The organism is Amycolatopsis sp. CA-128772, assembly GCF_002904295.1.
Classification (GTDB): Bacteria; Actinomycetota; Actinomycetes; order Mycobacteriales; family Pseudonocardiaceae; genus Amycolatopsis.
The window spans coordinates 38,475-62,117 of the sequence record NZ_PPHG01000072.1; the positions used below are offsets into that span (position 1 = coordinate 38,475).

26 protein-coding genes and 1 pseudogene are annotated in these 23,643 nt (G+C 70.8%); 13 read left to right on the forward strand and 14 right to left on the reverse strand.

Annotation, left to right across the window (positions count from 1 at the left end; genetic code table 11):
• Positions 1-298: 298 nt before the first annotated feature.
• From C2L59_RS26185 to C2L59_RS26205, 4 genes and pseudogenes are all read right to left on the reverse strand, one after another.
• Positions 299-2,434: a tetratricopeptide repeat protein gene (locus tag C2L59_RS26185; RefSeq protein WP_146060433.1), complete on the reverse strand. Its 2,136-nt coding sequence runs from the start codon at positions 2,432-2,434 to the stop codon at positions 299-301.
• A 656-nt stretch (positions 2,435-3,090) separates the two neighbouring features.
• Positions 3,091-4,317 carry a cytochrome P450 gene (locus C2L59_RS26195; protein ID WP_103352162.1) on the reverse strand — a complete coding sequence of 409 codons (1,227 nt, stop codon included), beginning with the start codon at positions 4,315-4,317 and terminating at the stop codon, positions 3,091-3,093.
• Between the two features lie 68 nt (positions 4,318-4,385).
• Positions 4,386-4,580, reverse strand: a complete 195-nt coding sequence (locus C2L59_RS26200) for a hypothetical protein (RefSeq protein WP_158263109.1) — start codon at positions 4,578-4,580, stop codon at positions 4,386-4,388.
• Between the two features lie 355 nt (positions 4,581-4,935).
• Positions 4,936-5,052, reverse strand: a pseudogene (locus tag C2L59_RS26205) (integrase core domain-containing protein); the annotation flags it as partial.
• A 1,263-nt stretch (positions 5,053-6,315) separates the two neighbouring features.
• Between C2L59_RS26205 and C2L59_RS26210 the strand changes: the two are divergent.
• The 4 genes from C2L59_RS26210 to C2L59_RS26225 all read left to right on the forward strand — a co-directional run bounded on the left by C2L59_RS26210 (position 6,316) and on the right by C2L59_RS26225 (position 8,173).
• On the forward strand, positions 6,316-6,591 hold the full coding sequence (locus C2L59_RS26210) for a Uma2 family endonuclease (RefSeq protein ID WP_233223685.1): 276 nt from the start codon (positions 6,316-6,318) through the stop codon (positions 6,589-6,591).
• Entirely contained in the window at positions 6,581-7,087 is a 507-nt protein-coding gene (locus tag C2L59_RS26215; protein ID WP_233223687.1) for a GNAT family N-acetyltransferase, read from the forward strand. Before C2L59_RS26210 ends, C2L59_RS26215 begins: the two co-directional genes overlap by 11 nt.
• A 283-nt stretch (positions 7,088-7,370) precedes the next feature.
• Positions 7,371-7,886 carry a hypothetical protein gene (locus C2L59_RS26220; protein ID WP_103352165.1) on the forward strand — a complete coding sequence of 172 codons (516 nt, stop codon included), beginning with the start codon at positions 7,371-7,373 and terminating at the stop codon, positions 7,884-7,886.
• Positions 7,887-7,924: 38 nt separating this feature from the next.
• Positions 7,925-8,173: an Atu4866 domain-containing protein gene (locus tag C2L59_RS26225; RefSeq protein WP_103352166.1), complete on the forward strand. Its 249-nt coding sequence runs from the start codon at positions 7,925-7,927 to the stop codon at positions 8,171-8,173.
• Positions 8,174-8,208: 35 nt separating this feature from the next.
• Here the strand turns inward: C2L59_RS26225 and C2L59_RS49250 are convergent, their stop codons facing one another.
• A complete protein-coding gene (locus tag C2L59_RS49250; RefSeq protein WP_233223688.1) occupies positions 8,209-8,403 on the reverse strand; it encodes a DUF1345 domain-containing protein in 195 nt (64 codons plus the stop codon).
• A gap of 1,614 nt (positions 8,404-10,017) precedes the next feature.
• Between C2L59_RS49250 and C2L59_RS26235 the strand changes: the two genes are divergently transcribed.
• Positions 10,018-10,470: a hypothetical protein gene (locus tag C2L59_RS26235; protein WP_103352365.1), complete on the forward strand. Its 453-nt coding sequence runs from the start codon at positions 10,018-10,020 to the stop codon at positions 10,468-10,470.
• Positions 10,471-10,484: 14 nt separating this feature from the next.
• Here C2L59_RS26235 and C2L59_RS26240 read toward each other — a convergent pair whose 3' ends face one another.
• The 3 genes from C2L59_RS26240 to C2L59_RS26250 all read right to left on the reverse strand — a co-directional run bounded on the left by C2L59_RS26240 (position 10,485) and on the right by C2L59_RS26250 (position 12,716).
• Positions 10,485-11,195 (reverse strand): VOC family protein, encoded by a 711-nt coding sequence (locus C2L59_RS26240; protein WP_103352366.1) that lies wholly within the window; start codon positions 11,193-11,195, stop codon positions 10,485-10,487.
• Positions 11,195-11,797, reverse strand: a complete 603-nt coding sequence (locus tag C2L59_RS26245) for a hypothetical protein (protein ID WP_103352167.1) — start codon at positions 11,795-11,797, stop codon at positions 11,195-11,197. Before C2L59_RS26245 ends, C2L59_RS26240 begins: the two co-directional genes overlap by 1 nt.
• Positions 11,798-11,897: 100 nt before the next feature.
• Positions 11,898-12,716 carry a SigB/SigF/SigG family RNA polymerase sigma factor gene (locus tag C2L59_RS26250; RefSeq protein WP_103352168.1) on the reverse strand — a complete coding sequence of 273 codons (819 nt, stop codon included), beginning with the start codon at positions 12,714-12,716 and terminating at the stop codon, positions 11,898-11,900.
• 123 nt (positions 12,717-12,839) lie between these two features.
• Between C2L59_RS26250 and C2L59_RS26255 the strand changes: the two genes are divergently transcribed.
• Both C2L59_RS26255 and C2L59_RS26260 read left to right on the forward strand, forming a co-directional pair.
• Positions 12,840-13,178 carry a hypothetical protein gene (locus C2L59_RS26255; RefSeq protein ID WP_146060435.1) on the forward strand — a complete coding sequence of 113 codons (339 nt, stop codon included), beginning with the start codon at positions 12,840-12,842 and terminating at the stop codon, positions 13,176-13,178.
• Between the two features lie 76 nt (positions 13,179-13,254).
• A complete protein-coding gene (locus C2L59_RS26260; RefSeq protein WP_103352170.1) occupies positions 13,255-14,421 on the forward strand; it encodes a cysteine desulfurase family protein in 1,167 nt (388 codons plus the stop codon).
• Between the two features lie 4 nt (positions 14,422-14,425).
• On the opposite strand, the gene C2L59_RS26265 is transcribed toward C2L59_RS26260, so the two are convergent.
• Positions 14,426-14,893 (reverse strand): STAS domain-containing protein, encoded by a 468-nt coding sequence (locus C2L59_RS26265; protein ID WP_103352171.1) that lies wholly within the window; start codon positions 14,891-14,893, stop codon positions 14,426-14,428.
• Positions 14,894-15,183: 290 nt separating this feature from the next.
• On the opposite strand from C2L59_RS26265, the gene C2L59_RS47575 reads away from it, so the two are divergent.
• The gene (locus C2L59_RS47575; protein WP_158263110.1) at positions 15,184-15,339 is read left to right on the forward strand and encodes a hypothetical protein; all 156 of its coding nucleotides are present in this window, start codon (positions 15,184-15,186) and stop codon (positions 15,337-15,339) included.
• Between the two features lie 71 nt (positions 15,340-15,410).
• Complete coding sequence (locus tag C2L59_RS26270) at positions 15,411-16,115, forward strand: STAS domain-containing protein (RefSeq protein ID WP_103352172.1); 705 nt, start codon at positions 15,411-15,413, stop codon at positions 16,113-16,115.
• A gap of 41 nt (positions 16,116-16,156) precedes the next feature.
• Here the strand turns inward: C2L59_RS26270 and C2L59_RS26275 are convergent, their stop codons facing one another.
• Complete coding sequence (locus tag C2L59_RS26275; RefSeq protein ID WP_103352173.1) at positions 16,157-16,843, reverse strand: alpha/beta fold hydrolase; 687 nt, start codon at positions 16,841-16,843, stop codon at positions 16,157-16,159.
• Positions 16,844-16,940: 97 nt separating this feature from the next.
• Here C2L59_RS26275 and C2L59_RS26280 point away from each other — a divergent pair, with 97 nt between their 5' ends.
• The gene (locus C2L59_RS26280; protein WP_103352174.1) at positions 16,941-17,906 is read left to right on the forward strand and encodes a YafY family protein; all 966 of its coding nucleotides are present in this window, start codon (positions 16,941-16,943) and stop codon (positions 17,904-17,906) included.
• A gap of 19 nt (positions 17,907-17,925) precedes the next feature.
• On the opposite strand, the gene C2L59_RS26285 is transcribed toward C2L59_RS26280, so the two are convergent.
• The gene (locus C2L59_RS26285) at positions 17,926-18,534 is read right to left on the reverse strand and encodes a hypothetical protein (RefSeq protein ID WP_146060436.1); all 609 of its coding nucleotides are present in this window, start codon (positions 18,532-18,534) and stop codon (positions 17,926-17,928) included.
• A 267-nt stretch (positions 18,535-18,801) separates the two neighbouring features.
• Entirely contained in the window at positions 18,802-19,275 is a 474-nt protein-coding gene (locus C2L59_RS26290) for a hypothetical protein (RefSeq protein ID WP_146060437.1), read from the reverse strand.
• A gap of 218 nt (positions 19,276-19,493) precedes the next feature.
• Here C2L59_RS26290 and C2L59_RS26295 point away from each other — a divergent pair, with 218 nt between their 5' ends.
• Entirely contained in the window at positions 19,494-20,240 is a 747-nt protein-coding gene (locus C2L59_RS26295; RefSeq protein ID WP_103352177.1) for a cyclopropane-fatty-acyl-phospholipid synthase family protein, read from the forward strand.
• 61 nt (positions 20,241-20,301) lie between these two features.
• On the opposite strand, the gene C2L59_RS26300 is transcribed toward C2L59_RS26295, so the two are convergent.
• The gene (locus tag C2L59_RS26300) at positions 20,302-21,207 is read right to left on the reverse strand and encodes an MBL fold metallo-hydrolase (RefSeq protein ID WP_103352178.1); all 906 of its coding nucleotides are present in this window, start codon (positions 21,205-21,207) and stop codon (positions 20,302-20,304) included.
• Between the two features lie 87 nt (positions 21,208-21,294).
• Here C2L59_RS26300 and C2L59_RS26305 point away from each other — a divergent pair, with 87 nt between their 5' ends.
• Together C2L59_RS26305 and C2L59_RS26310 are read left to right on the forward strand one after the other, a co-directional pair.
• Complete coding sequence (locus C2L59_RS26305; protein WP_103352179.1) at positions 21,295-22,173, forward strand: AraC family transcriptional regulator; 879 nt, start codon at positions 21,295-21,297, stop codon at positions 22,171-22,173.
• A gap of 73 nt (positions 22,174-22,246) precedes the next feature.
• Positions 22,247-23,092: a hypothetical protein gene (locus C2L59_RS26310; protein ID WP_103352180.1), complete on the forward strand. Its 846-nt coding sequence runs from the start codon at positions 22,247-22,249 to the stop codon at positions 23,090-23,092.
• Between the two features lie 95 nt (positions 23,093-23,187).
• Here the strand turns inward: C2L59_RS26310 and C2L59_RS26315 are convergent, their stop codons facing one another.
• Positions 23,188-23,598 carry a RidA family protein gene (locus tag C2L59_RS26315; RefSeq protein ID WP_103352367.1) on the reverse strand — a complete coding sequence of 137 codons (411 nt, stop codon included), beginning with the start codon at positions 23,596-23,598 and terminating at the stop codon, positions 23,188-23,190.
• Positions 23,599-23,643 lie beyond the last annotated feature (45 nt).

Sequence of the window (23,643 nt, forward strand, 5' to 3'; positions counted from 1 at the left end):
TGTCATGGGAGCGCCTCACGGCTGCGGCGCACTGCTCGGATCGGCGCGTCGCCGCCCCGCGATCTAATTCGAACGTCTGTTCGATGACGGCGACGGTGTGCGGCTCTCGCTCGCGCCTGCTCAGGAACTTGCGTAACCGTCAGTGCCCACCCGGGATTGCGGCCCTCGACGTCGTACCCGTCATCGTTGGGCAGGTGGCAGCCGGCAAGCGGCCCGGCAGCGCAGGAACTCCTGAAAGATGAAGGACGACCCTGAGGTAGCCCTCACTGCCTCGGCCTGCACCCGCGACCGACAGCCGTCACCGGCGCTTGAACAGGCGCCTTGCCTTCTTGCTTGGCGGGGGCAGTCGCGCGATCAACGAACGTACCCACTCGAGGCTCTCCTCCGAGGCGACGGCTTCGTAGGCGGCCTGCGCCTCGGCGTAGCAGGACCGCGCCTGCTCGATGTCCCCGTGCTGGGCGTAGGTGGTGCCGAGGTTCGTCAGCACCAGGCCGGTGCCCGCCTCGTCGCCGAGGTCACGGTAGATGTCGACCGCTTTGCGGTACGCGGCCAGGCCCTCGTCGAGGCGCCCGGCGTCGGTGTAGAGATTGCCGAGGTTACTGAAACTTTTGGCCTCCCCATCGCGGTAGCCGAGCTCCCGGCACAGGTCTGCCGAGCGCAGGTAGTGCCGCAGGGCGTCATCGAGGCGGCCGAGCTCCCGGTACACAGCACCGGCGCTCGCGAGGGCCAGACTTTCCCCGATCCGGTCGCCGAGCTGCCGGTAGCGTTTGAGCGCCCGGTCGTGGTGGTCGAGCGCGGCGGCCGGCCGGCCCAGCTTGGTGAACACGACCCCGAGGTTGATCAGCGCCTGTGCCTGACCACGCGCGTCTGCGGCGGCCTCGAAAAGTGACAGTGCCTCCTCGTAGAACGGAATCGACTCCTCGGGCCTGGCGAGTTTCTGGTGGATGTTGCCGAGCCGGTTCAGCATCGTTGCCGCCATGACGTCGTCACCGGTCGCGCGGGCGGCGGCCAAGGCGACCTCGTGCGTGGTGAGCCAGTCAGCCCAGTGCTTGCGCAGTTGGAAGAACCAGTACATGTGCCGGGTGGTGGTGACGGCATGGGCGTGGTGACCGGTGGCTCCGGCGCGGTCGATCGCCGCGACCAAGTTGGGACGTTCGGCGTCGAACCACGTCAGCGCGTCCTGCCGAGACGTGAACCGCGGTGCCCGGCCCTCCTTCTGGGCGAGGACGACGAGGTGGCTGTCCGCGTCGGCCGCGACGTCGGCGTAGTGCGCCAGCAGGCGTTCCAGCGCGTCGGCGGCCTCGGTGTCTTCGGCGCGGCAGTGGTCCTCGGCGTAGAGGCGCAGCAGGTCGTGGAACCGGTAGGTGCCGTCGCCGATCGCCGGTTGCAGCAGGTGTGCCCGGCGCAGCTCCTCGAGCAGTCGTCGGGCCCGGTCGCTGGACCGGTCGAGCAGTGCACTCGCGGCGCCGGTCCCGACGTGTGGGCCCGGGTTGAGCGCCAGGAACCGGAACGCACGTGCCTGCTCGGGCGACAGGCGCTGGTACGAGGCGTCGAACGCCGCGCGTACGGCTATCGAGTCGCCGTAGGCAAGCTCACCGATGCGGTCGTGGGCATCGCGCAGCAGGTCGACCACCTCGGCGAGCGGCCGCGCCGGCTGATCCGCCAGAAGGTGCGCCAGGATGCCCAGCGCCAGCGGCAGCTTCCCGCACAATTCCGCGAGGGCGACGGCGTCCCCGGATTCGGTCGTGATGCGGGTGTCCGCCGGGTGCGATGCGGTCAAGGCACCCGCCAGCATCGCGAGTGCTTCCGGCATGGGTGGCGCGTCCAGTTCGAGTCGCCGCGCGGCAGGGATCGGCAAGGTGTGCCTGCTGGTGACAAGCATCCGGTGCCCCGGCTCGCCCGGCCGCAGCGGCAGGACCTGGTCGAGATCGGCCGCGTTGTCGGCGATCACCAGCATCGGCCCGTCGGTGGCGGCGCGAGTCGCCAGGACCGAGCGGTAGAGCAGTGCCCGTTCAGCCGGTTCCGATGGGATGTGCTCACCAGGCACACCCAGCGCGCGAAGGAACGAGCCCAGGGCGATGTGGGCGTCGACGACCCGTGCCGTGTCGTAACCCTGCAGGTCGACGAACAGTACCCCGCCGGGGAACCAGCCATCGGCCATCGCCAGCTTGGCGGCGTGCACGGTCAGCGCGGTTTTGCCGACTCCGGCCAGCCCCGCGATGGCACACACGGAAGTGGCGGACCGTGGGCCCAGCACCTCCCGCAACGTGGCGGCGTGCTCGGCGCGCCCGATGAACCCTTCGTCCGGCGGCAGCCCCGCGAGCGCCACGGGTGCGGGCGCCGGCAGGTTCAGGTGCACTCCGCCACTGATCGACCCGGCCTGCACAACCGGCCCGAACACGATTCCCCTGATGACGTTCTTGTGCCCGGTCATCGTTCGATTCTGCCCTGTGGCGCAGGGCGATACCGCGACACTCAGTTCAGGCCAGCCCGGCCGACGTCTCTCCCGTTCCTGGGCAACTTCGTGCGTAGTGGCCGTCGACGACGCGGTGTACCGCGCGAAGGATCGTGGCCGCGACCAGACCGTCACGGCCTCGAACTGCTGGAACCTGCTTCCGGCGCGATGACGTGGTCAGCGATCTCGGCGCTGCGGACGTTCGCTGAGGCAGTCGCTGGCATGGCAGGGCCGTCCGAGCCGAGGCTAGGCGCGGTCGTGAGGACGGCAGCGCCTCGGCGGTACCGAGTGGCGCCGGCAACGAGGGTTCCGCACATGCAGCGGCGACGTTTCCCCGCGTCTCCACGCCCCTGATCCCTCACCGTAGCCACGTCCCCAGCAGCTACGCGTGATCATCGATATCCCCTCGCAATCCGCGCCAATCCGCCAACTCAATGAAACACCCTTGCGGGGGACGTTGAAGGCCGAGTCGCGTAGCCGATCGCGTCCAGCTGCAGTCGCAGCGACTGCCCGCCGACGACCTCCCCGGGTTCGAGCAGGGGCTGCACGATGCCGGCGGTAGGTCGGTCGCCGGGACAGAATGCCGTCGTCTTCGACCGCAAATTCGTCAGGCGTCTGAATTCAGGGTTCCGGCGTCAGCGCGGTGCGGGCCGGAGGTGAACGGGCAGGCTGGTGTGCCCGTTGGACAGGAACGTGGGCAGGGTGGCCAGCTCCTCCGGTGGCACGGCGAAGGTCAGGTCCGGGAAGCGGTCGAACAGCGCCGGGAGCGCCACCTCGGCTTCGAGCCGGGCCAGCGGCGCGCCGGGGCAGTGGTGCACGCCGTAGCCGAAGGTGAGGTGCGGTGCGGCCGCGCGGCTGATGTCGAACTCGTCGGCGGTGTCGCCGTGCTGGGCGGGGTCGCGCCCGGCGGCGCCGAAGCCGACCAAGATCGCGTCGCCGCGCCGGATCACCGTGCCGTCCACCTCGATGTCCTCGACCGCGTACCGCAGCGGCGTGTACGGGATCGGCGCCTGCCAGCGCAGCGTCTCCTCCACCACGGCGGTCCACGACCGTCGCCCGGCCCGGACCAGGGCGAGCTGATCAGGGTGGGTCAGCAGCGCGGTGACGGCGTGGTCGAGCAGGTTCACCGTGGTCTCGTGGCCGGCGGTCATCATCAGCATCATCGTGTCGACGAGCTCGGTTTCGGTCAGCGCGCCGTCCCGATCGTCGCGCGCGGCGATCAGGGCGCTGGTCAAGTCGTCGGCGGGCGCCGCGCGCTTCTGCGCGATCAGGTCGGTGAACAGGGCGTACGCCGCCGCCACGTTCTCCTGCGCCTGTTCCGCGGTGATCGCGCTGTCGAAGAAGCCGTCCACTACTTTGCGGATTCCGGCCCTTTTGTCCCCGGGGACGCCGAACAGCCGGCAGATGACCTCGATCGGCAGCGGGTAGGCGTACCGCGCCCGCAGGTCGACGGGCGCGTCACCGGAATCCGCCTCGATGGCGTCGAGCAAGTCCCGGGTGATTTCTTCGACTTTCGGGCGGAGAGCCTCGGTGCGGCGGGCCGTGAAGGCGGCCGCGGTCAGGGAACGCAGCCGCCGGTGGTCGGCACCGTAGGCGGTGAACATGTTCCGGATCGACACCCAAATCCGCAACGGCCAGTCTTCGGCGATGTCCCCGCTGGTGAACGCGGGCCAGTGCTGCACCGCGTCCTTGGACACCCGAGGGTCGGCCAGCAGCCGACGCAGGACATGGTCCCTGGTAGCGGCCCAGGCCGGAACGCCGCCGGGCAGTTCGATCCGGGTGACCGGCCCGCGTTCCCGGAGGCGGGCGCCTTCGGCGTGCACGTCGGAGGCGTTGACGTCGAGCGTGATCGGCTGTTCCATTCTCATCCCCCTGCCAGTCTCGGACGGACCTGGGCCGAACTCGTATACGGAATGCCGGCTGAGGAGCGCTAGCGGCTTTGGTGGCTGGGGCCGGCGGGCGGATTGAATACGGCCTGGTCGTGTTGACGGCACAGCAGGCGTACTCGGTGGTGCCGGCCGGGAAGGCGCTCGCCGGAGACGGCGGTCTGCTGGCAGCTCCAGCAGAAGCCGCCGGTGGCGGGAATGCGCTGGATCACCACTTCGCGCGGCGCGGTCCCGGTCATAACGATGATCGTCGCGTCGGCCGGCATGCTCGCGCGAGGGCGGCCACCCGATCGAGCGACCGCCTGCAGCACAGACTTCTAGAATCTGGCCTCGTGTCGGCTTGCTCACCGACGCGAGGCGCTGAACCGGTGCCCGTCCGCCGGCGATACCGGTCAGACATCGGAATCGCCCCGGTCGTTGCCGGCCACGAGCGCCACGATCCGGTCGGCGATACGCCGCCAGGCCAGAGTGCGACCCGTCGACATCGGCAGCTCCCGCAGAAACACCCGGTGGCGATGGCGGGTGAGCGACGGCGCGCGCCCACCCTCGACAAGCTGCCCCGCCAACCAGGAAGGACCTAGGTGTACTTGGCCATCAGGTTGGCGGCAGTCGGCTGGTGGGTGGGTGGCCGCCGAGTGCGCCGTGGCGGCGTTGGGTGTTGTAGTGCTCGAGCCAGGGTGCAAGGGCTGCGGTGCGTTCGGTGTTGCTGGTGACGTCTGGGATCGGCGCTCCGCGCGATGAAAGTAAAGCAAAAACGGCCAAAAAGCAGGTATGGTCTCAGGTCAAGAAGTGTGCTCCCCGCATCCGCGGGGATGATCCGAAGCCAGCCGCCAGACAGGAGAACGCTGGGCTGTGCTCCCCGCAGACGCAAGCGTGATCCGACCACCATCCAGACGGGCAGTCCCGAACAGCTGTGATCCGAGGGTTTCTTGCCGAACGGGCCACAAACCGTGTTGGCCGCGTCCGCGGAGACGAACTCAGGGTGTACTCGACCGTGTTGCGCGTGCGCTCGTACTCCTCGCGCCAGCGGAGCTGATTCGACCAGCGCCGAGGCAGCACTAATGGCAACCTGCGTCCGAGCAGTAGTGCATTCAGTGCTTGGGCTTCGGCTCCCTGTGATGTAATCGTCGGATCTCGCGATATTCTCTGCTGGTTCCGATATTGCGTGACGCCCGTGCCGTGGGCCGCTGGGAGCGTCGGCAGGTTTTGTCGGTGGCGTGTGCCATAGTCCCTGCACGTGAGCTTGAACGTGCTGTCGTTCCGATTCGCTCTTGCCGCCGAGCACGCTCATCAGGACCTTGTGTGACGGGTTCCGCGGATCGAACTTGCCGCCCAACCGAAGGCTTGCCTCCCGAGCACGCGGCAGTGGAGCCCGGCGGCTTGGAAGACCTCATCGGCGCCGGCCCCGTCCCGGTGAGGGGCCGCTCGTCGCGGCCACCGTGGCCGAGCTGCATGCAGGCCGCCCGCCGCGCTAGCGAGACGGAAGCTCACAAGACGTCGTGGTCCGTGAGCACAGGAAGATCAAGCTGAGCTGATACGGAGGGTGTCTCGAAACCATAGTTTTGAGACAAGAGCCCAGCTGAGCCTGGTGGAATTCTCGCTGATCAGCTGGTCGTCGTCGAAGTGGAGGCGGAAGCGCCGGTCGTCTTGTATCTGAGCGTCGGGGACTTATCAGGGTGGCCCGATAGGTGCGGGGTTTGTCGCTTTCAGGGCGGTCGTTGTGCCGAGGGAAGGGGAGCGGCCGGCCGGATTTGGTTACCGGGAGTGGTGGCTGCTGGTGTTCGCCCGGAGGGTAGGTGGTCCGGCGTCTCGATGGTGTCCAACGGGCTGCAGCTGTCACCGGACGGCATCTCCGCAGCCGACTAAGACGTACTTCCCGAAGAGGTCTGCCGGCGCATCGAGATCGTCGACGACGCGGTTGTCGTGCTTCCCGCTCCGCAGGGTTCCGACAGCGTCGACTTGCGCGTACGGGAGGTGCCACTCCTGAACCGCCGCCCCGACATCGTCGTCTTTGATTCGGCCGTGCCCGACGATCAGGTGCTTCGCCCTGAGAACTGCCGGCTCGTCGTCGAGGCGATGTCGGCATCCTCGGTGACCGCCGATCAGCTGGACAAGTCGGCCGAGTACGGCGCAGCCGGGATCGAGCACTACTGGCGGGTCGAGGGCCATGCCGAACCCGAGGTTCCGGGGACGCATCCGGGAGGTGACCGTCCGGGCGTGCGCGTGGGAGATTGCTTCCATGGCGGCTGAACTGACTCCGGGACATGAGGTCGTGCTCGAGACGGACCGGCTGCTGCTCCGGCCGTGGCGGGTGGCCGAGGCGGTCGTGCAGCGCGAGCTGTGGGCGGAACGTGATCCGCGGGTGCCGCCGCACCGCCGGATCGACGCGGCCGGGCATCCCACCGTCGCCGAGCTCGAGGAGGCGATTCGCACCGGCCGGTCGCCGGCCGGGTTGCTGGCGATCGAGCGGAAGGCCGAGGGCGACGTCATCGGCTACTGCGGGCTGATCGACGGCGGGGGAGAGCTGGCGTTCGAGCTGCTGCGCCGAAGGTGGGGCCGGGGTTACGCGACCGAGGCCGCGACGGCCGTGGTGGAGTGGGCCGGGTCGGCCGGGCACGGACGGCTGTGGGCCACGGTGTGGGAGTGGAACACGGCGTCCCGCCGCGTGCTGGCCAAGCTCGGTTTCACCGAGGCCGGGCGTGACGCCGTCCACGGAACCACCTTGGTCACCACCAAACAGCTGTAGCCCGCGCCGATTTTCACTGCCGGCCGAGTTCGGCGAGCTGGTTCTCGGCTTTGCCAAGCCTTTCGGGCTGGATACTCCGCCCGCGGGTTCGGCCGCGTCCCGCCGCAAGTACCTGCTTCGCTGCGCCCGGAAACAGGCGCTGCTGATGGGGCGGAGTGACGGTTCGACCTGCCTCAGCCGGGTACTCGCACCCGGATCGTCGGGCGACTGCCTCATCGCGTCCGCGTGCACAGAGGCGGGTAGCCAACTTCTGCGGAGGCAGGCTGAAAGGCAGGTAGTACCGATGAAGAGCGAGATGGCTTGGCGCGGCGCGCGCGACCTCGGGTTGGCTGTGTGGCTGGGTGGATCGCTGATGGGTGCGGTCGGGCTGGACGGGACCGCGGCGCGCGCTGCGGATCGGGTGGCGGCGGCGCGGATCACCAGTACCGGCTGGTCCCGGTGGACACCTGTCGGCGCCGGTGCCATCGCTCTGCACCTCGTCGGTGTGGCCGGCACGGTGAAGGCTCGGCGCAGCCGCGCCGGGATGTTCCCGTTCGCTGGCCGCAGGCGCCTGCCTGAGCAGGCGACCGCGGTCAGGTCGGTGACGACCGTGGCCGCGATGGCCGCATCCACGTACAGCTACTTGGTCGGCAAGCAGATCCAGCACGCGGCCCTGGACGGCGACGGGGTGACCGCCGAGGCCGACCTGGGCGCGCAACGCCACCAGCGCCTGCTGCGCGGTGAGCGTGGTCTGGGCTGGGTGCAGTGGGCCGTGCCGGCCCTCACCGCTTTGCTGGTCGTCGAGTACGCCCGGAGCTGAGCCGGATCGTGCACGGTCCGGGTCTTGCCGGTGAAAGCATGGACAACGAACGGACTCCCGTCGTCGGCACGTGGGTGACCGCCGATCGTCACATCCGTCAGGAACTGCTGCCCGACGGCCGTTACGACGAGGCGCGAGGACGCCCGAACAGCGCCTACACCGGCAGCTACACGGTCACGGGCCACCACATCGACTACGTCGACGACTCCGGATTCACCGCGACCGGCGACATCCGCGACGGCGTGCTGTATCACGAGCACCTCGTTCTCCACCGCGAGGACGGCTGAACCGCCTGGATCGTGGCCTCGGCCGTAGCGGGTGATCAGCCGCTGAGCACGCCGATGGCGATGCCGAGCATCGCGGTGTTGTAGATGAACGAGAGCACGCCGTGCGCGAGGATCCGCAGCCGGGTGGCGGAGGTGCGTGACTCGACGTCGGAGACCGCGAACGAGGTGGCGACGGTGAAAGAGAAGTACGTGAAGTCGATGAACGTCGGGTGCTCGGAGCCGGGGAACACCAACGGTTTCCCGGGCAGGGCGCTGTAGTAAGCTGCGCATAGCGGTCGGCGTAACCGAAGTGCAGGATCGCCCAGGCCAGCAAGACGGCGGGCACAGCCGCTGTCTTGCCGGGAAGTGACGCCGGGGTGCCTTCCTCGGTGAGGACGATGGTCAGGCCGGACATGATCCCGATGAAGCTGGTGAACAGGGTGAAGAGGGTGCCGCTGCGGCGGCCCAGCGCGCTCTTGACCCACGCGCCCCGGTCGTCGCCCGTCCGCTTGGCGCGACCGAGGCGGATGACGCGGATCGTGAGGTAGACGACGGCGATGAGGTCCCACAACGCGATCCACCTGATGTCGTCCGACAAGAAGATGGGGACGCCCAGCAGGACGAGCGTGCTCTCGATGATCCGGGACAGCACGATTGACGGGCGGTAGCGCATGACTTTCCTTTGCAGGCTCAGGAGAAGCGGTGCGATCTCGGCGCCGGCCCCCGCGGGCTGCGGCTCGCGGGGGCCGGGGGCCGGGGTCAGCCCGCGGCGCGCACGATGAGCCGGACGACCGTGTCCGGGTGGGAGACGGCCACGGAGTGCGAGGCCCTCTCGGCAGTCACAGTGGCGAATGAGAGTGCGTTGCAGTGGACGCCTGCCGGTCCCGGGTCGGGACCCGAAGGGCGCCATTCAGGTCTCAGGAGGAGACGCTGGGCGAAGTGAACCGATGCCGAAGTAAGACGGAGAGATCCGTCGGGCGTCCCGCTCGAGGTGATCGAACTCTTCACCCCGCTGCGCCAGTCGCCGTCGATTGTGCCTTCATCGACGCGCTGGGTCGAGGAGAGGAGCCGGTCGACGTGCGTCTCAGCCGGGACTGGCCTTCTGGTGCTCCCCGGTCGAACCTGATGCAGGCCCGATGCCCGAGGCGGTTCGACTCCGAGCGTCATCGTTCGTGGACGCCACCGGTGATCTCCTCTCCGTTCGGTGGCGACCTAGGCGACAGGCGTGATGGGTTTCCTTCATCGAAACTGAGACCTAGTTCAGTTGGAATTCGCGACCTCTGGGATGTCAAGCTCCCTCCGGGCGGCATGAAGGAACGGGTGGCGACATTCCGACATGAACGCCCATACATCTATGCCGTCCGGAACGGTTCCGTAGACGGACTCATGGAGGCGCCATGCGTAGTGGTCGGATGCTCGATGGAGTTGAGGCGTTCCAACAAGTTCGATGCACTTCAGCAGGTACCACATCCGATGGGTTGTGGGCTCCGGGGCCTCACCGTGATGGCCCGTCTGGAAGCGGCGTTCAGCCAGGTGTTCCACCGACTGAACGGCGTCGAGGAAATTCCAGATTGCCTCCTTGCGTTCAGTCCTCAGGTCGGCAACTCGTTTGTCTTTGGCCTGCTGTCGAGTAACGCGAGTGGCGAGGTACTGCGCGCCGAACGATGCCCCTGCCCCAACAACGACTCCCACTAGGGGGAGTATGCTTGTCCAATTCACCGATATTCCCTTGAATCGATTGAGTGTTGCCGTCAGCTGAACCCTGACCCTCCCCGGCTCGAACGTACCGTGGCCGTCTGCAGCAGGGCAGCTGCCAGTCGAGGTCGGCAAACCGTGGAAAGCGCGGCTTTGGCATGATCCGGGCCATGCCGTTGTTCGACTACTTCCGTGCATCCGACGCCGACGCTGTGCGGCAGGTGATGGATGCCGGTGAGGGTGACAGTCCGGTGCCCAGTGTGTTCGACGGGATCGACGCGAAGCACGTCGATCCGACAGTCGTGCTGGGCATGATGGTCGCGGCGATCCAGCAGGTGGCGTGGAAGCCGGATCTGGTGACCCACCGCCTTGCCTGGCCGGCGGGTCGGGAGCACGACCTCGACTACGAGGGGCCGTGGGTCTCCGAGCTGAACCCCTCGGCTCGCGATGTGCTGGCCCAGGCCGGCGATGTGCCTCGCGTGGCGCGGGAGTGGGCGCAGATCGAAGAGCTCGGCGGCAACGTCGACGTCGCGGACGCGGAAGCGTTCATCGAGTCGATGGTCCGGCTGGCGCGGCGGGCTCGGGAAGCCGAGGAGCTCCTGTTCTGCTGGATGAGTCTCTGATCGCCCGGGATGGGTCACCCCGGCTGGGGTGACGACCCGCCGGGATGACCTCCGGGCCGCACGCAGAACTCGTTGCCGTCCGGATCCGTCAGGACGACACTGCCGTCGTGGCCGGTGTCGAGGCGAGCGGCGCCGAGGGCGATCAGTGCGTCGGTTGCCGCCTGCTGGTCGCCGTCGGCCGGGAGTAGCTCGAAGCGCTGCCCGCTCGGGGCCGTGGGCGGGTTGTCCCAGGTGTCCCAGGCGATTTTCGTGCCGCCGGTCGGGGATTGGATTGCTATCTGCTCGCCTTGGTCCCACACCACGGGCCAGCCCAGGGCCTTGCTCCAGAACAGGCCCACCTGCCGGGTGCCGGCGCAGGTGAGCTCGCCCAGGGGGCCGCATCCGGCGAGGTAGGGGTTGCCTGGCTCGATCACGCAGAACTCGTAGCCCGCCGGGTCGGCGAGGACGACGTGTCCTTCCTCGGGTCGCTGCCCGACGTCGAGGTGATGGCCGCCGAGCCTGATCGCTGTGGCCACCGCGTCGGTGCTGGTCAGGTGCAGGTGCATCCGGTTCGCGCCGAGCCGGCCGGCGCGGCCCGGGACGAACCGCAGGCCGAGCTGGGCTTCCCCGCCCGGTAGCAGCAGGCCGCCGGTGTCCTCGATGACCTCCCGGCCGAGCAGGCCGGCCCAGAAGCGGGCCGGTTCAGCGGGATTGGCCGCCTCGAAGGTCACCGCCAGCAGTCGCATCACCGGAACGTAGTCATCGCCCTCGTCCGGCGGCAAGCGGTTTCCTGGGCGAGGGCGAGCAGGAACATCCCCGTGGCGATGCCGAGCATCGTGAACACGCCGCGCGGCCAGAAGATGTGACTGTCGAAAAAGGACACGCTGGCGGCCGGCAGTACCACCGCACCCGGCGCAGCACGCCACGATGCTTGCCGTACCGCCGCGAACGCCAGCAGCAGGTTCGCGGCGAGGAAAAGCGCCGCGCCGACGTGGCCGAGGGTGTCGCCGATTTCGAACACCGCCCCGACGACCGGGGTGACACCGTGCTGGGCGTGGACCACCGTGCCGGCCGCGATGCCGGCCACGGCGTCGAGTCCGCCGTAGAACGCCGCGAACGCGAACGCCGCCACCCGGCCGGGCAGCCGGACGGCCCGCGGCGCCGGCGAGAGCAAGGACCACTGGGCTACGGCCAGCAGAGGGAATACGGGCAGCAGGACGACGTGCAGGGACGCCCACCACGGTGCGCTTGCCGCGTCCAGCACCACGGGGTGGGCGAGGCCGAATCCGGCCAGCGTGAGACCGGGCACGGCGTGACCGGCGGCGTACAGCCATCGCGAGCGAGCCATCGCCCGACCGTATCCGTCTTCCGGACGCCGGCCGGTTACCGAATCCTTACCGCGGATCCTGGCCCGCCGAAGCGGTTCGGGCGCCGCCCGCAAGCCCGCATCAGGCGTCGATGTGCTGCCGCAGCTGTTCCAGGGTCTTGGCCAGCAGCCGGGAGACGTGCATCTGCGAAACGCCCACCCGCTGGGCGATCTGGCTCTGGGTCAGCTCGTCGACGAACCGCATCTTGACGATGGCGCGTTCCCGGGGCTCCAAAGTGGCCAGCGCCGCTCGCAGGAGGATGTGGTTCTCGAACCGCTCGAAGCCGGTTTCGTCCTCGGCCAGCCCGGCGGTGGCCGCGTGGTCGTCCTCGCCGTCGCGCGCCGGGGCGTCGAGGGAACTGGCGCGGTAGGCGTGGGCGGCCAGCAGTCCTTCCCGGACGGTCTCGACGTCCATCCCGAGGTGGCGGGCCAGTTCGCTGGGGGTGGGCGCCCGGCCCAGGTCGTGGCCCAGGGTGTCGGTCGCCTTGGCGAGTTTCTGCTTCAGGTCCTTCAGCGCGCGCGGGACGCGCATCGACCAGCCGACGTCGCGGAAGTGCCGTCGCACCTCGCCCATGATGGTCGGCACGGCGAACGACACGAAGTCGCTGCCGCGGCCGGCGTCGTAGCGGTCGACGGCGCGGATCAACCCCGTGCGCGCGACCTGCAGCAGGTCTTCGAAGGGTTCGCCGCGGCCGCTGAACCGCCGCGCGATGTGCTCGGCGAGCGGGAGGTGCTCGGTGATCAGCCGGTCGCGGAGGGCGGTGCGGCGCGGGTCTTCGGCGGCGAGGCGGCTGCGTTCGTCGAAGAGGGGAGCGCAGTGAGCGTATTCGTCGGACCGTCGCGGCGTCGGGACGGTCAGCGCGTCAGCGGCCGGCGCGTGGTCGGGAGCACAGACAGTCATAGCGACCGGGTACCCCTGATCGTGTGAATTACACGAACTCGTTCGCGGGGTTCGGCGGTCACGTCCGGGGCACCCGGAACCGAGAGCGATCCCGACGCGAAGCACCGGAAGGAACCTCCCGGAATGACGACACGCATGGTGACCAGCAACCGCACGATGACGGCCGACGCCGACATCGTCCTCAACACCGCCTCCGACGCCACCCGCGCCAAGGCGTGGCTGCCGGAGGGCGGCGCGGGCGGCTACGACGTCGATCTCCGGGCCGGCGAAGGCCGGGTGGAGTGGCGGACCGGCGGCTGGACGGGCGACCTGACGGTGACCGGCAGCGGGACCGGCGCCAGTGAAGCGGAACTGCGCGCGAAGGTCGACGACGACGCCGACCCCGGCGACGTGCGCGAGCGGCTCGACCGGGCCCTGAGCGCACTGGCCGCCGAAGTGGACCAGAACTTCAACGTCAGTTGACCGGCCGCGGCTTCCGGTTGCGGCGGCCGGGGCGCCTGCGTGAGGCTGGGGCGGGAGCCGACTGCGGAGGACACCCGTGACCCAGCCGCCGGGCCTGGACGACGGGCCGGTTTACCTGGACTACAACGCCACGACGCCGGTCGACCTGCGGGTCGCCGAGGCGGCGATGCCGTTCTGGACCGGGCAGTTCGGCAACCCCTCCAGTGAGCACCCCTACGCGGCGGAACCGAGGAAGGCCCTGGCGGCCGCGCGGGCGCAGGTGGCCGGCCTGGTCGGTGCGCGGCCGGCGGAGATCGTGTTCACCGGGTCGGGGTCGGAGGCGAACCTGCTGGCCCTGCGGGGCGCGGTGCTCGCCGCCGGGGCGCCGCGCGCGCACCTGGTCGTCCAGGCGACCGAGCACCCGTCCGTGCTGGAGACGGCCCGCGCGCTCGCGCGGCTGCACGGCACCCGGATCACCGTGGTGCCGGTCGACCACCACGGTCTGGTCACGCTCGGCGCCTTGGCGGCGGCGTTGCGGACGGCCGCGGACCGGACGGTCGTGTCGATCATGGCGGCGAACAACGAGACCGGCGCGCTGCAGCCGGTCACCGAGCTGGCGGAGCTGGCCCACCGGAACGGGGCGCTGGTGCACTGCGACGCCGCGCAGGCGTGCGGGAAGATCCCGGTGGACGTCGGGCGCCTCGGGGTGGACCTGCTGACCGTGGTGGGGCACAAGTTGTACGCCCCGCGCGGCGCCGCCGCGCTGTTCGTCCGCGACGGCGTGGCGCTGGAGCCGGTCGTCTACGGCGGCGGGCAGGAACGCGGTCTGCGCGCGGGGACGGAGAACGTCGCCCTGGCCGTGGCGTTCGGCACCGCGGCCCGGCTCGCGGCCGAGGACGTCGCGGCGGATCGCCTGACGGCGTTGCGGGACGAGCTGCACCACCGGCTCGACGCGGCGCTGCCGGGCCGCGTCCGCCTCAACGGCCCCGCGGCGGCCGGCCGGCGGTTGCCGAACACGCTCAACATCAGCATCGACGGCACCCGCGGCCACCAGGTGCTCGAAGCCGCCCCCGCGATCGCCGCGTCCACCGGGTCGGCGTGCCACAGCGGCGTGCACACGGGGTCGCCGGTGTTGACGGCGATGGGCTTGGGCGCCGAGCGCGCCTTGGCCGCGCTGCGGCTGTCCCTCGGCCGCTGGACCACCCAGGCCGACATCGACACGGCTGCCGACGCGCTGGTCTCGGCCGTGTCAGGCGGCCGGTGACCGCTCAGGCTCCGGTCCGGTCCGGCGCGGCCACGCCCGTGGGCGTCGCGGGCGGTGGTGGCGGGGACGTCGGGACTTCGCGCAGGGCGTCGGCGAGGAGGGGGTAGACGCCGACGCGGGTGTCGAGGCCGGAGATCCGCAACGGCCCGAGGACCGCGTGGGTCGCGGCGACGATCCCGATCCGGCGGCGCTCGGCGCAGGCCCGGCTCACCGCGCCCTCGAGCGCGCGTACGCCGGCCACCCCGAAGTACGTCACTTCGGACAGGTTGATCACCAGGCCGGCGGGCAGGTCCTGCCACAACGCCCGCTGCAGCAGCCGGACGGAACGAGTGTCGATTTCCCCGGCGGCGGAGATGATCGCCAGGTCGTGCCGCCACGGAATGCGCCGCACGGTCAGCACCTCGTCGGCGTTCCGGAGGGCGGATTCCCCCGCGATGGGTGAATGAGCGGAATTCGAGATGGGTGAAGACATGGCGTGCTCCCGAGCGATTCGGGGCGAAGCGTCGGTGCGGCCACCGGAAGAGTACTGCGCAACAAGGGGGAGCCCGGCACCTCGCCGCGACTTGCGTCGCCGGACGAGGATGGTGCGCAGCTACCCGTTCAACCACGCGCTCTTCACCACTGTAGTCGTTTTCGCACCGGCTGTCGTGGTCGCGGCCACGTGAAATGATATTCACTTTTGTCGGATCGGTTCCTGCCTCGATCCGGTTTCCCTTCCGCGGCGGTGGGTAGATGGCAGGCACACGAAGGAGGACCGAAACCATGGCCGACAAGGACATCAAAGAGGTCAACCCCGACGCGCCGGTGTCGCCCGGCACGGCGCCGGTGCCGGACCTGGACGTCGACGTGGCGCAGTTCATGACGGACGATCCGCCGCCGCCACGGCCGGGGACCGCCGACGCGGAGCCGCCGGACTGACGCTGCGGCGCAGCCAGGGGGGCGCGGCTCGCCGGCGCGCCGATCGGACTTACCGCTGCCAGACTGGGCCCATGGACGAAGAGTCCGCGTGGACGATCACGATGCCGCCGGCGCGGACGACGTCCGGTGTCGTGCAGGTGGTGATGTCCGGAGCGCTCGGCCCTTCGGCGCGTGCCCGGCTGCACGAGACCCTGCGGATCGCGCTGCTGACCGCGCTGTCACCCGAACCGGCGGCGCTCGAAGTCACGCTGACCGCGGTGACCTCGTGCGACGAGGTGCTGCCGGCGGAGCTGCAGGAGCTGGCGCTCACGTGCGCGCGGGAAAACCTCGCTCTGCGCATCGAGGTCACCCCGGCGCTGCTGCCCTGGCTGGGCCGGAGCGAGCTGGCGCCCTTCCTGCACCTTTCCGATGCGCCGGTCGCGGGCTCTTCGGACGTCGCGGTCGTTCCGACGTGGGTCGACCGGGCCACGCTGGTCATCGCCCTCACCGGGGAGCTCGACCTGGTGACCACGGCGCGCACGCGCGACGCGCTCGCGGTGCTCCTCGCGGCCCGGCCCCTGCGGCTGGTGCTCGACCTGGCCGGAGTGACCTTCCTGGCTTCCACCGGCGTGAACGAGATCGTCCGGCTCGCCCACGCCGCCGCCGACGACGCGGTGGCCCTGCACGTCGCGGCGGGTACGCACAACCGGCGGACCTTCGAGCTGCTCGGCCTCACCGGCACCTTGCTGCGCGTCTTCGACACCCGGGCCGACGCGCTCGCGGCGTTCGGCGGCTGAGACCCGGCGATCTGCGCACGACGTCGGGTCGCAACGTCCGGTCAGGCCCGATCGGCCTCCGCCGCGAGCAGCCGGGCGAATCCGGCCGGCCGGGTGTGCATGGGCCAGTGGCCGGAGTCGAGGTCGACGAGGTCGAGATGCTTGACCCGCGCGAGTTCGGGCACGTCACCGGCGCTGATCCACTCCTTGGCCTGGGCCGGGGTGAATTCGGGGCACACGAGCGCCACCGGCACGTCAAAGCGTCGCTCGTCGCTCAGCCGCACGATGCCGGTGGCCACGCCCCCGGGAACGGGAATCGCCGCGGCCGCGAAGGCGCGCCGGGCCTCCTCGTCCAGGTCGGCCGAGTCCGGCCCGTCGAACGGGTCCCAGCCGGGGAAGGGCATGACGCCGTCCCGCAGCTCGAAGAAGTCGGCGTAGGGCTTCCCGTCGGCGGCCGGGAAGCCACCGACGAGGACCACCTTGGCGACTTTGCCCGGCCGCGCGTCCGCGGCCAGCCAGGCCAGGGTGGCCGCGGCCGAGTGCCCGACCACCAGGGGCGGGCCGGCGGCTGCGTCCACGGCGGCGAGCACGGCCGCCACCTGATCCTCGAGCGTGGCGGAGGCGGATCCGTCGCCCTGGCCGGGCAGGGTCAGCGGCACGGGGTGATGGCCGAGCGACCGGAGTCCGGCGGCGACGTCGTCCCAGGCGGATCCGGGGAGCCACAGCCCGGCGATGAGCAGGATGTCCATGATCAGTTCTCGTCCTCCCGTGCGGTCGGGGTCCACGCTAGAGCCGATTCCGGACGGTCTGCTTCCGGATCACGGCGTGATCGCCTAGCCTGCCGGGGTGCCGAGTGAGCTCAGTCCGACCGCCCGGGCCCTGCGCGCCCTGGAGATCCTCCAGGCGCGCCCCGGCGTGACGGCCGATCAGCTCGCCGAAAGGCTGGGCGTCACGGAGCGGGCCGCCCGTCGCTACGTCGGAATCCTCCGGGAGGCCGGCATCCCGGTGGAATCGGCCCGTGGGCCGCACGGCGGCTACCGGCTCCGGCGGGGAACGCGGCTGCCGCCGATCGTGTTCACCCAGGCCGAGGCGCTGGGGCTGGTCATGGCGGTGCTCGACGGCCAGCCGGCCGCCACCGAGGCCGGCGACCCGGTCGGTGCGGCCCTCGGCAAGGTCGTCCAGGCCCTGCCCGAGCACGTCGGCCGGCAGGCAGCCGCCCTGCGTGAGCACGCCGCGGCGGCTCCCGACCGCTACTCGGCCCGCCCGGATCCCGCCACCACCAGTACCCTCGTCGCCGCCGTCGCCGCCCGGCGACGGGTGCTGATCACCTACCGGACCGAGACCGGCAACGCGTGGGACGCCGAAGTGGACCCCTGGGCGGTCGTGGTCCGCCACGGGCGCTGGTATCTGCTGTGCCGTTCCCATCGCGCGGAGGCGATCCGCACCTACCGCATCGACCGGGTCCGCGCGGTCGCGCAGACGACGCACGAGTTCGAACCGCCCGGCGACCTCGACCCGGTCGCCGCGCTGGAGGAAAACCTGGGCACGGGCTGGGAGTTCCCGGCCCAAGTCGTGTTCGACGCCCCGCTCGCCGAGGTGGCGCCCTGGATCCGCCCACCCATGGGCCGGCTCCGGCCATCGGGGAGCGGGTGCGTGCTCGTCGGCAGCACCGGCAATCCCGCGATGTACGCGCAGGAGTGGTTGACGACCGTGCCGTTCAGGTTCCGGGTCGAGGGCGGGGATGAGCTGCGTGCCGCGGTCGCGGAGGTCGCGGCACGGTTTGCCGCAGCTTTGGCGCCGCAGGACCGGTAGCACGGCCTGCCGGGTTCGCTCAGTTCTCCATCGCGTCCGCGATCTGCTGTGCCAGCTTCGTTCGCGACCGGTCACGCGGGTCGCCGAGGGATCCGTTCGCGCGGGCGATCGAAATGGCTTCGCGTATTTCTTCGTGCTGCGCCGGCTGCGAATCCCGCCGGACCAGGTCCGAACAGATCCGGAGAGCGTGCCACTGCTCGAAACTCGAGCGCGGCCGGCGGATGGCCTCCGTGAGGAGGGGGAGGGACACCAGCCGCGGATTTCCGAGCATCAGGCCGAGAGCCGTGATGCGGTTGCCGTCCTGACCGGACCGGAACAGCTCGGCCACCGCATCCGTGCTGACGAAGTCGAGTTCGGCCATCTTCCGGGCCTGGTCGACCAGATCTCCCATCGCCTGGGTGCGTGCCCGACCGTGCGGGCTGTTCTCTCGCACGGCTTCATAACGCGTCGCGATCGGTTCCATCGCGGCGAGCAGGAGCTGGGCCTCTCGGCGAAGCCGCTCGGCGCCCTCCGCGTCGCCCGAGGCGTCCGCTTCGCCGGCCTCCCGCAGCTTCGCCGCCACCGCACCCAGTTGGAGCTTGAAGCCGCCGCCCTCGACGCTTTCGATCTGATTGGCGAACAACGCCACGGCAACCAGCACGGTCCCCGCGGCCACCAGCGCCGAAGCGCCCGCCGAGTTGGCCGTCACGAACACGGCGACCGCGCCCGCCGCCAGCAACGCAGCGCCGGCCAGGGCCACTCCGAGCCGAGCCAGGGTAGTCGTGGCGCTCGTCAATCCGAGCCGTCGTGCTTCAGCCCGCATTCTGCCCGGAACCTTCGCCATATCTCCCCACCCGATAGACGTGCGCGGTTCGACTGCTGCCGATGAACCCTAGTCCACTTCTCGCCGGGAATGTCACCTCCAGCGAGCCGGCAACGCCCACCACTCTTCCAACCGCGGCCGGCCCTTTTTCATCCGTACGCCGTGCTGCCACAGGAACATCAGGACGGTGGCGCTCCCGCCGAGCAGCGTCAGCAGGCTGCCGACGACCATCGGCCCGGTGTGCTTGTCACCTTCGTCGAGCTCTGCGCGCCGTTCGTCCGGCCACATGCGGATCTGCACCTGGCGCCCCGGGACGATCACGCGCCCTTGGCCGTGCTCGAAGGTTTCCGTCCTCGTCACCCCGTCGGGCCCGGTGTACTCGACGTCCACGGTCAGGTGCGCCCGGCCCCCGGTCGCGACGACCCGCCCCGGGAAGAGCCCCGCCGACCGGTTGATGTCCGCGGCGATCGCAACGCCGGTCCACACCACCGCGATCCCGCCGATCAGCACCACCGGGGGAAGCCACGACAAAGCCGTGCGGGGCAGCCAGGACCTCGACGACGTCATGCCTCCAGCACGCCGGGCGAGGCGCCGCGGTGGCCCGGCGGTCCGGAAAAGGGACAACCGGTGGACCCGGCACGTGCCGTCCCCCTAGCCTTCCGTCGAAACCGTAAGCCTTACGTCCGAAGAGGTGCATTGCATGAATGTCCGGGTGGCCTGGCCGTCGACGGCCGGCTCCGTGCTGACCACTGCGATCTATCCCTTGGACGTAGGGAATTCCCGAAGTGGATCTACCCCGTAGCTTCACCATCCGCGAGAGCAGCCACCGCATCCACAACCCGTTCAGCAGCCGGAAACTGGCTCAGCTGGGCGAGGCGCTGGACCCGCCGCCCGGCGCCCGGGTGCTCGACCTGGCCTGTGGCTCGGGCGAGCTGCTGTGCACCTGGGCCCGTGATCACCGCATCACCGGGACCGGCGTCGACATCAGCACCGTCTTCCTGGCCAAGGCCCGGGCGCGCGCGATCGAACTGGACGTCGCCGGACAGGTCTCCTTCACCCATGGGGACGCGTCGAACCACGTGGCCGGCGAGCTGGTCGACATCGGGGCGTGCGTCGGCGCCACCTGGATCGGTGGTGGCGTGGCCGGCACCGTGGACCTGCTCCGGCGCAGCCTGCGCCCCGGCGGGGTGATGCTGATCGGCGAACCGTACTGGCGCAAGGATCCTCCGGACCAGGCCACCGTCGAAAGCTGTCACGCCACCAGCAAGGCCGACTTCCGCGTGCTCCCGGAACTGCTGGAACAGTTCGGCGAGCTGGGGTGTGACGTCGTGCAGATGGTGCTGGCCGACCAGGACAGCTGGGACGGCTACGTCGCGGCTCAGTGGCTCAACACCCGCCGCTGGCTGGACGCCCATCCCGATGACGAGCTGGCGGAGCAGCTGCGGGCGGAACTCGCCGCCGCTCCGGTGCGCCACGCCCGGTACCAACGCGAGTACCTCGGCTGGGGCGTCTTCGCCCTGATGGACCGCTGACCCAGCGGCCGGGTGGGTCCCGGTGCCGGGACTCACCCGGTTCGGCGTGCTCGCCGGAGGTTCAATCCTCCGCGGCCCAGCGGCGGACCGCGAACCGGCTGCCGTTCCGGCGGACTTCGGCCGCGCCCGGTCCGCCGAAGTGGGCGGGGATGACGAGCTCGCCGGTGTCGGCGGCTCGTTCGAGGGTCGCGTGCCGGGTGGTGGCGGCTTGCCGCGGGTCCTCGCAGAAGCAGCTGCTGTGCTCCGGGGCCACGATCTGGGCCGGGCTGTGCAGCAGGTCCCCGGCGAACACCGCCCGGTCCGCACCGGAGGACACCCGCAGGACCGACGAGCCGGGGGTGTGGCCCGGGGCGGCTTCGAGGGTCAGGTTCCGGTCGAGGCGGTGGCGGTCTTCCCACAGTTCGGCCCGGCCGAGCACGGGGGCGACGCTGTCGGCGTAGACCAGCAGGCTGCCTTCGCGGCGGAGCTGCTCGTGCGGGGTGCGCGGGGCGGGGCGGCGGTGGGCGTTGGCCGCGTCGAAGTACACCTGGTCGACGCGGGGGATGAGGTAGGTGGCACGCGGGAACGTGGGCACCCAGTCGCCGTTGCGGAGCTCGGTGTTCCAGCCGACGTGGTCGTAGTGGATGTGCGTGTTGACGACGACGTCGACGTCCTCCGGCCGGACGCCGGCCGCGGCCAGCCGCTCGAGGAAGGGGGTGGCGAGGTGGTCGAACAGGGGGATCTGCGGCCGGTGCCGGTCGTTGCCGACCCCGGTGTCGACCAGGATCACCCGGCCTTCGCTGCGGAGCACCCAGGTCTGCACGGCCCCGCGGTAGCCGCCGGTCTCCGGGTTCCAGTGGTCGGGCGCGAGCCAGGCCGCGTTGTCCGTCCAGAGCTCCGGCGGGCTGCCGGGGATGATCGTCCGCGCCGGGGCGATCTCGCCCTGCCACTCGACGACCTTGGTCACTTCGACTTCACCGATGCGCATGACACCACGCTAGGGCGCCAGGCTGAGCGTTCCCATGCGTGATCCGCTTGTTCTGATGCTCGATCGTCTCAGGACTACGCTGTCGGCGTGGACGTGCTGAGTGACGCGATCGCCGCGGTGCGGGTCGGGCAGCCCACGTCGAACCGGCTGCAGGCCGGTCCGGACTGGTGCTACCGCTTCGCGCCGTACGAGGGCGCGGGTTTCCACGTCCTGCTGCGCGGCAGCGGCTGGCTGCTCCCGGACGACGGGGACCCGGTGGTGCTCGGTCCCGGCGACGCGGTCCTGGTGCCGCACGGCAGCGCGCACGTCCTCTCCTCGACGCCGGACGCGGCCGGTGCGGTGCCGTTCGAACGGGCGGTGGCCGAGCCGGCGGGCCGCACCGAGTTCCTGTGCGGGAAGTACCGGCTGGCCCACGCGCGGCGGCACCCGCTGCTCGCGAGCCTGCCGGAGCTCGTCCACCTGCCGGCCGAGATCGGGCGGCACCCCGAGCTGCGCGCGGCGATCGACCTGCTCGGTGGCGAGGTGAGCGACCGGCGGCCGGGCTCGGCCACCGTCCTCACCCGCCTGCTCGACCTGCTGCTGGTCTACCTGATCCGCGCGTGGCTGGCCGACCACCCGGGCACGGGCTGGCCGCGGGCGTTGCGGGACCCGGAAGTCGCGGCCGCGCTGGAAGCCCTGCACGAGCACCCCGAAGCGCCGTGGCGGATCGAAGACCTGGCCGCCCGGGTGGGCCTGTCCCGGGCCACCCTGGCCCGCCGCTTCACCGCGCTGACCGGCCGGCCGCCGATGGCGTACCTGACCTGGTGGCGGCTCACGACGGCGGCCCGGCTGCTGCAGGAGACCGACCTGGCCCTGCCCTCGATCGCCGCGAAAGTCGGCTACGGCTCGCCTTTTGCCTTCTCGCACGCGTTCAAGCGCCGGTTCGGCGTCGCGCCGGGCGGTTTCCGGGGCGTCCACCGGAGCTGACCGGCGCCGGTCGCGGCGGCCCGGTCCCGGGACACCGGCCCGGCCGGCGGCGGGCGGCTGGCACACTCAGGCGGTGCTCCTCGGATACGTCCTCGCCGTGCTGGCCGCCGTCGCCTCGGGCAGCGGTTCCATCCTGGAGTCGGCCGGGGTCCGGCGGGCGGGCGCCTTCGGCGGCTCGCCTCAGGACCTCGTCGCGTTGCGCCGGCAGCCGCTCTACTTCCTCGGGGTGGGGGTCGATTTGCTCGGGTTCGTCTTCGCCGCCGCCGCCCTGCACCGCCTGCCGCTGTTCCTGGTCCAGTCGGTGCTCGCCTTCAGCGTCGGCGTGACCGCGACGATCTCCGCCGTCCTCGGCGTCCGGCTGGCCGGCGCCGGGTGGGCCGCGCTGGGGGTGGGGGCGACCGGCCTGGTCCTGCTCGGCCTGTCCGCAGACCCGGGCCCCGCGCGCATGTTGCCGCCCGGGTGGAAACTGCTGCTGGTGGGCGTCGCGGTGGTCATCGCGGCGATCGCGTTCACCGCCCAGCGCCGGCACGGCCGCTGGACGCCGATCGTGCTCGGGTTCTGCGCCGGGCTGGGGTTCAGCAGCGTCGGGATCGCGGCGCGCACGCTCGACGCGTCCGGGCCGGTCTGGCACCTCGCCCTGGAACCGGCGCTGTGGGCGATGATCGCCAACGGGCTGGTCGCGGCGGTGGCGTTCGCGATGGCCCTGCAACGCGGCCGGGCGACCGCGGTCACGGCCATCATGTTCACCACCAACACGGCGGTGTCCTCGCTCATCGGCGTGGTGGTGCTGGACGATCGCGTCCGCTCGGGCTTCGTCGCCGCGGCCGCGGCGGGATTCGTCCTGGCCGTCGCCGGGGCGATCGGCACCGCGCACTATGCGGCCGCCCACCGGGCGGAGGCCAGTACTTCCGCCGCGTGAGGAAAGCCGGGACCTTGCACCGGATTGCCACGGGCCTCCGACGCTGCGCGATCGCGCCCGGAGTGCGCCTCACAAGCTGAGCCGCGTGCGTCCGGTCATCCCGGCAACGCTGCAGTGAGGTCGACCTCGATCAGCTGGCCACGGAACCCGAGCTGGGCGACCCCCAGCAAGGTGCTGGCCGTGGTGAAAGCCGGCCCGAGCGGCGACTGCGTCAGCCGTTCCCACGCGGCGCCCAGCACCGCCCGGTCGTCACTGACCACGTAGACCACCGTGCGCACGACGTCACCCGGCCTGGCCCCGACCGCGCCGAGTGCGATCATCGCGTTCGCAACGACCTGGTCGATCTGGGCGTTGATGTCGTTGTCGCCGACCAGCTCGCCCGCTGTGTCGAGGGGGCATTGGCCGGACAGGAAGGCCGTCCGGCCGGCCTCGACGACGGTGATGTGGTGGTACCCGGGTGGCGTGTGCAGGTGTTCGGGATTGATGCGAGTGATCTTCGAAGGCATGGGGACGAGCATGCCCGGCAACCCGCGCTCCCCACGCGTGGGCGC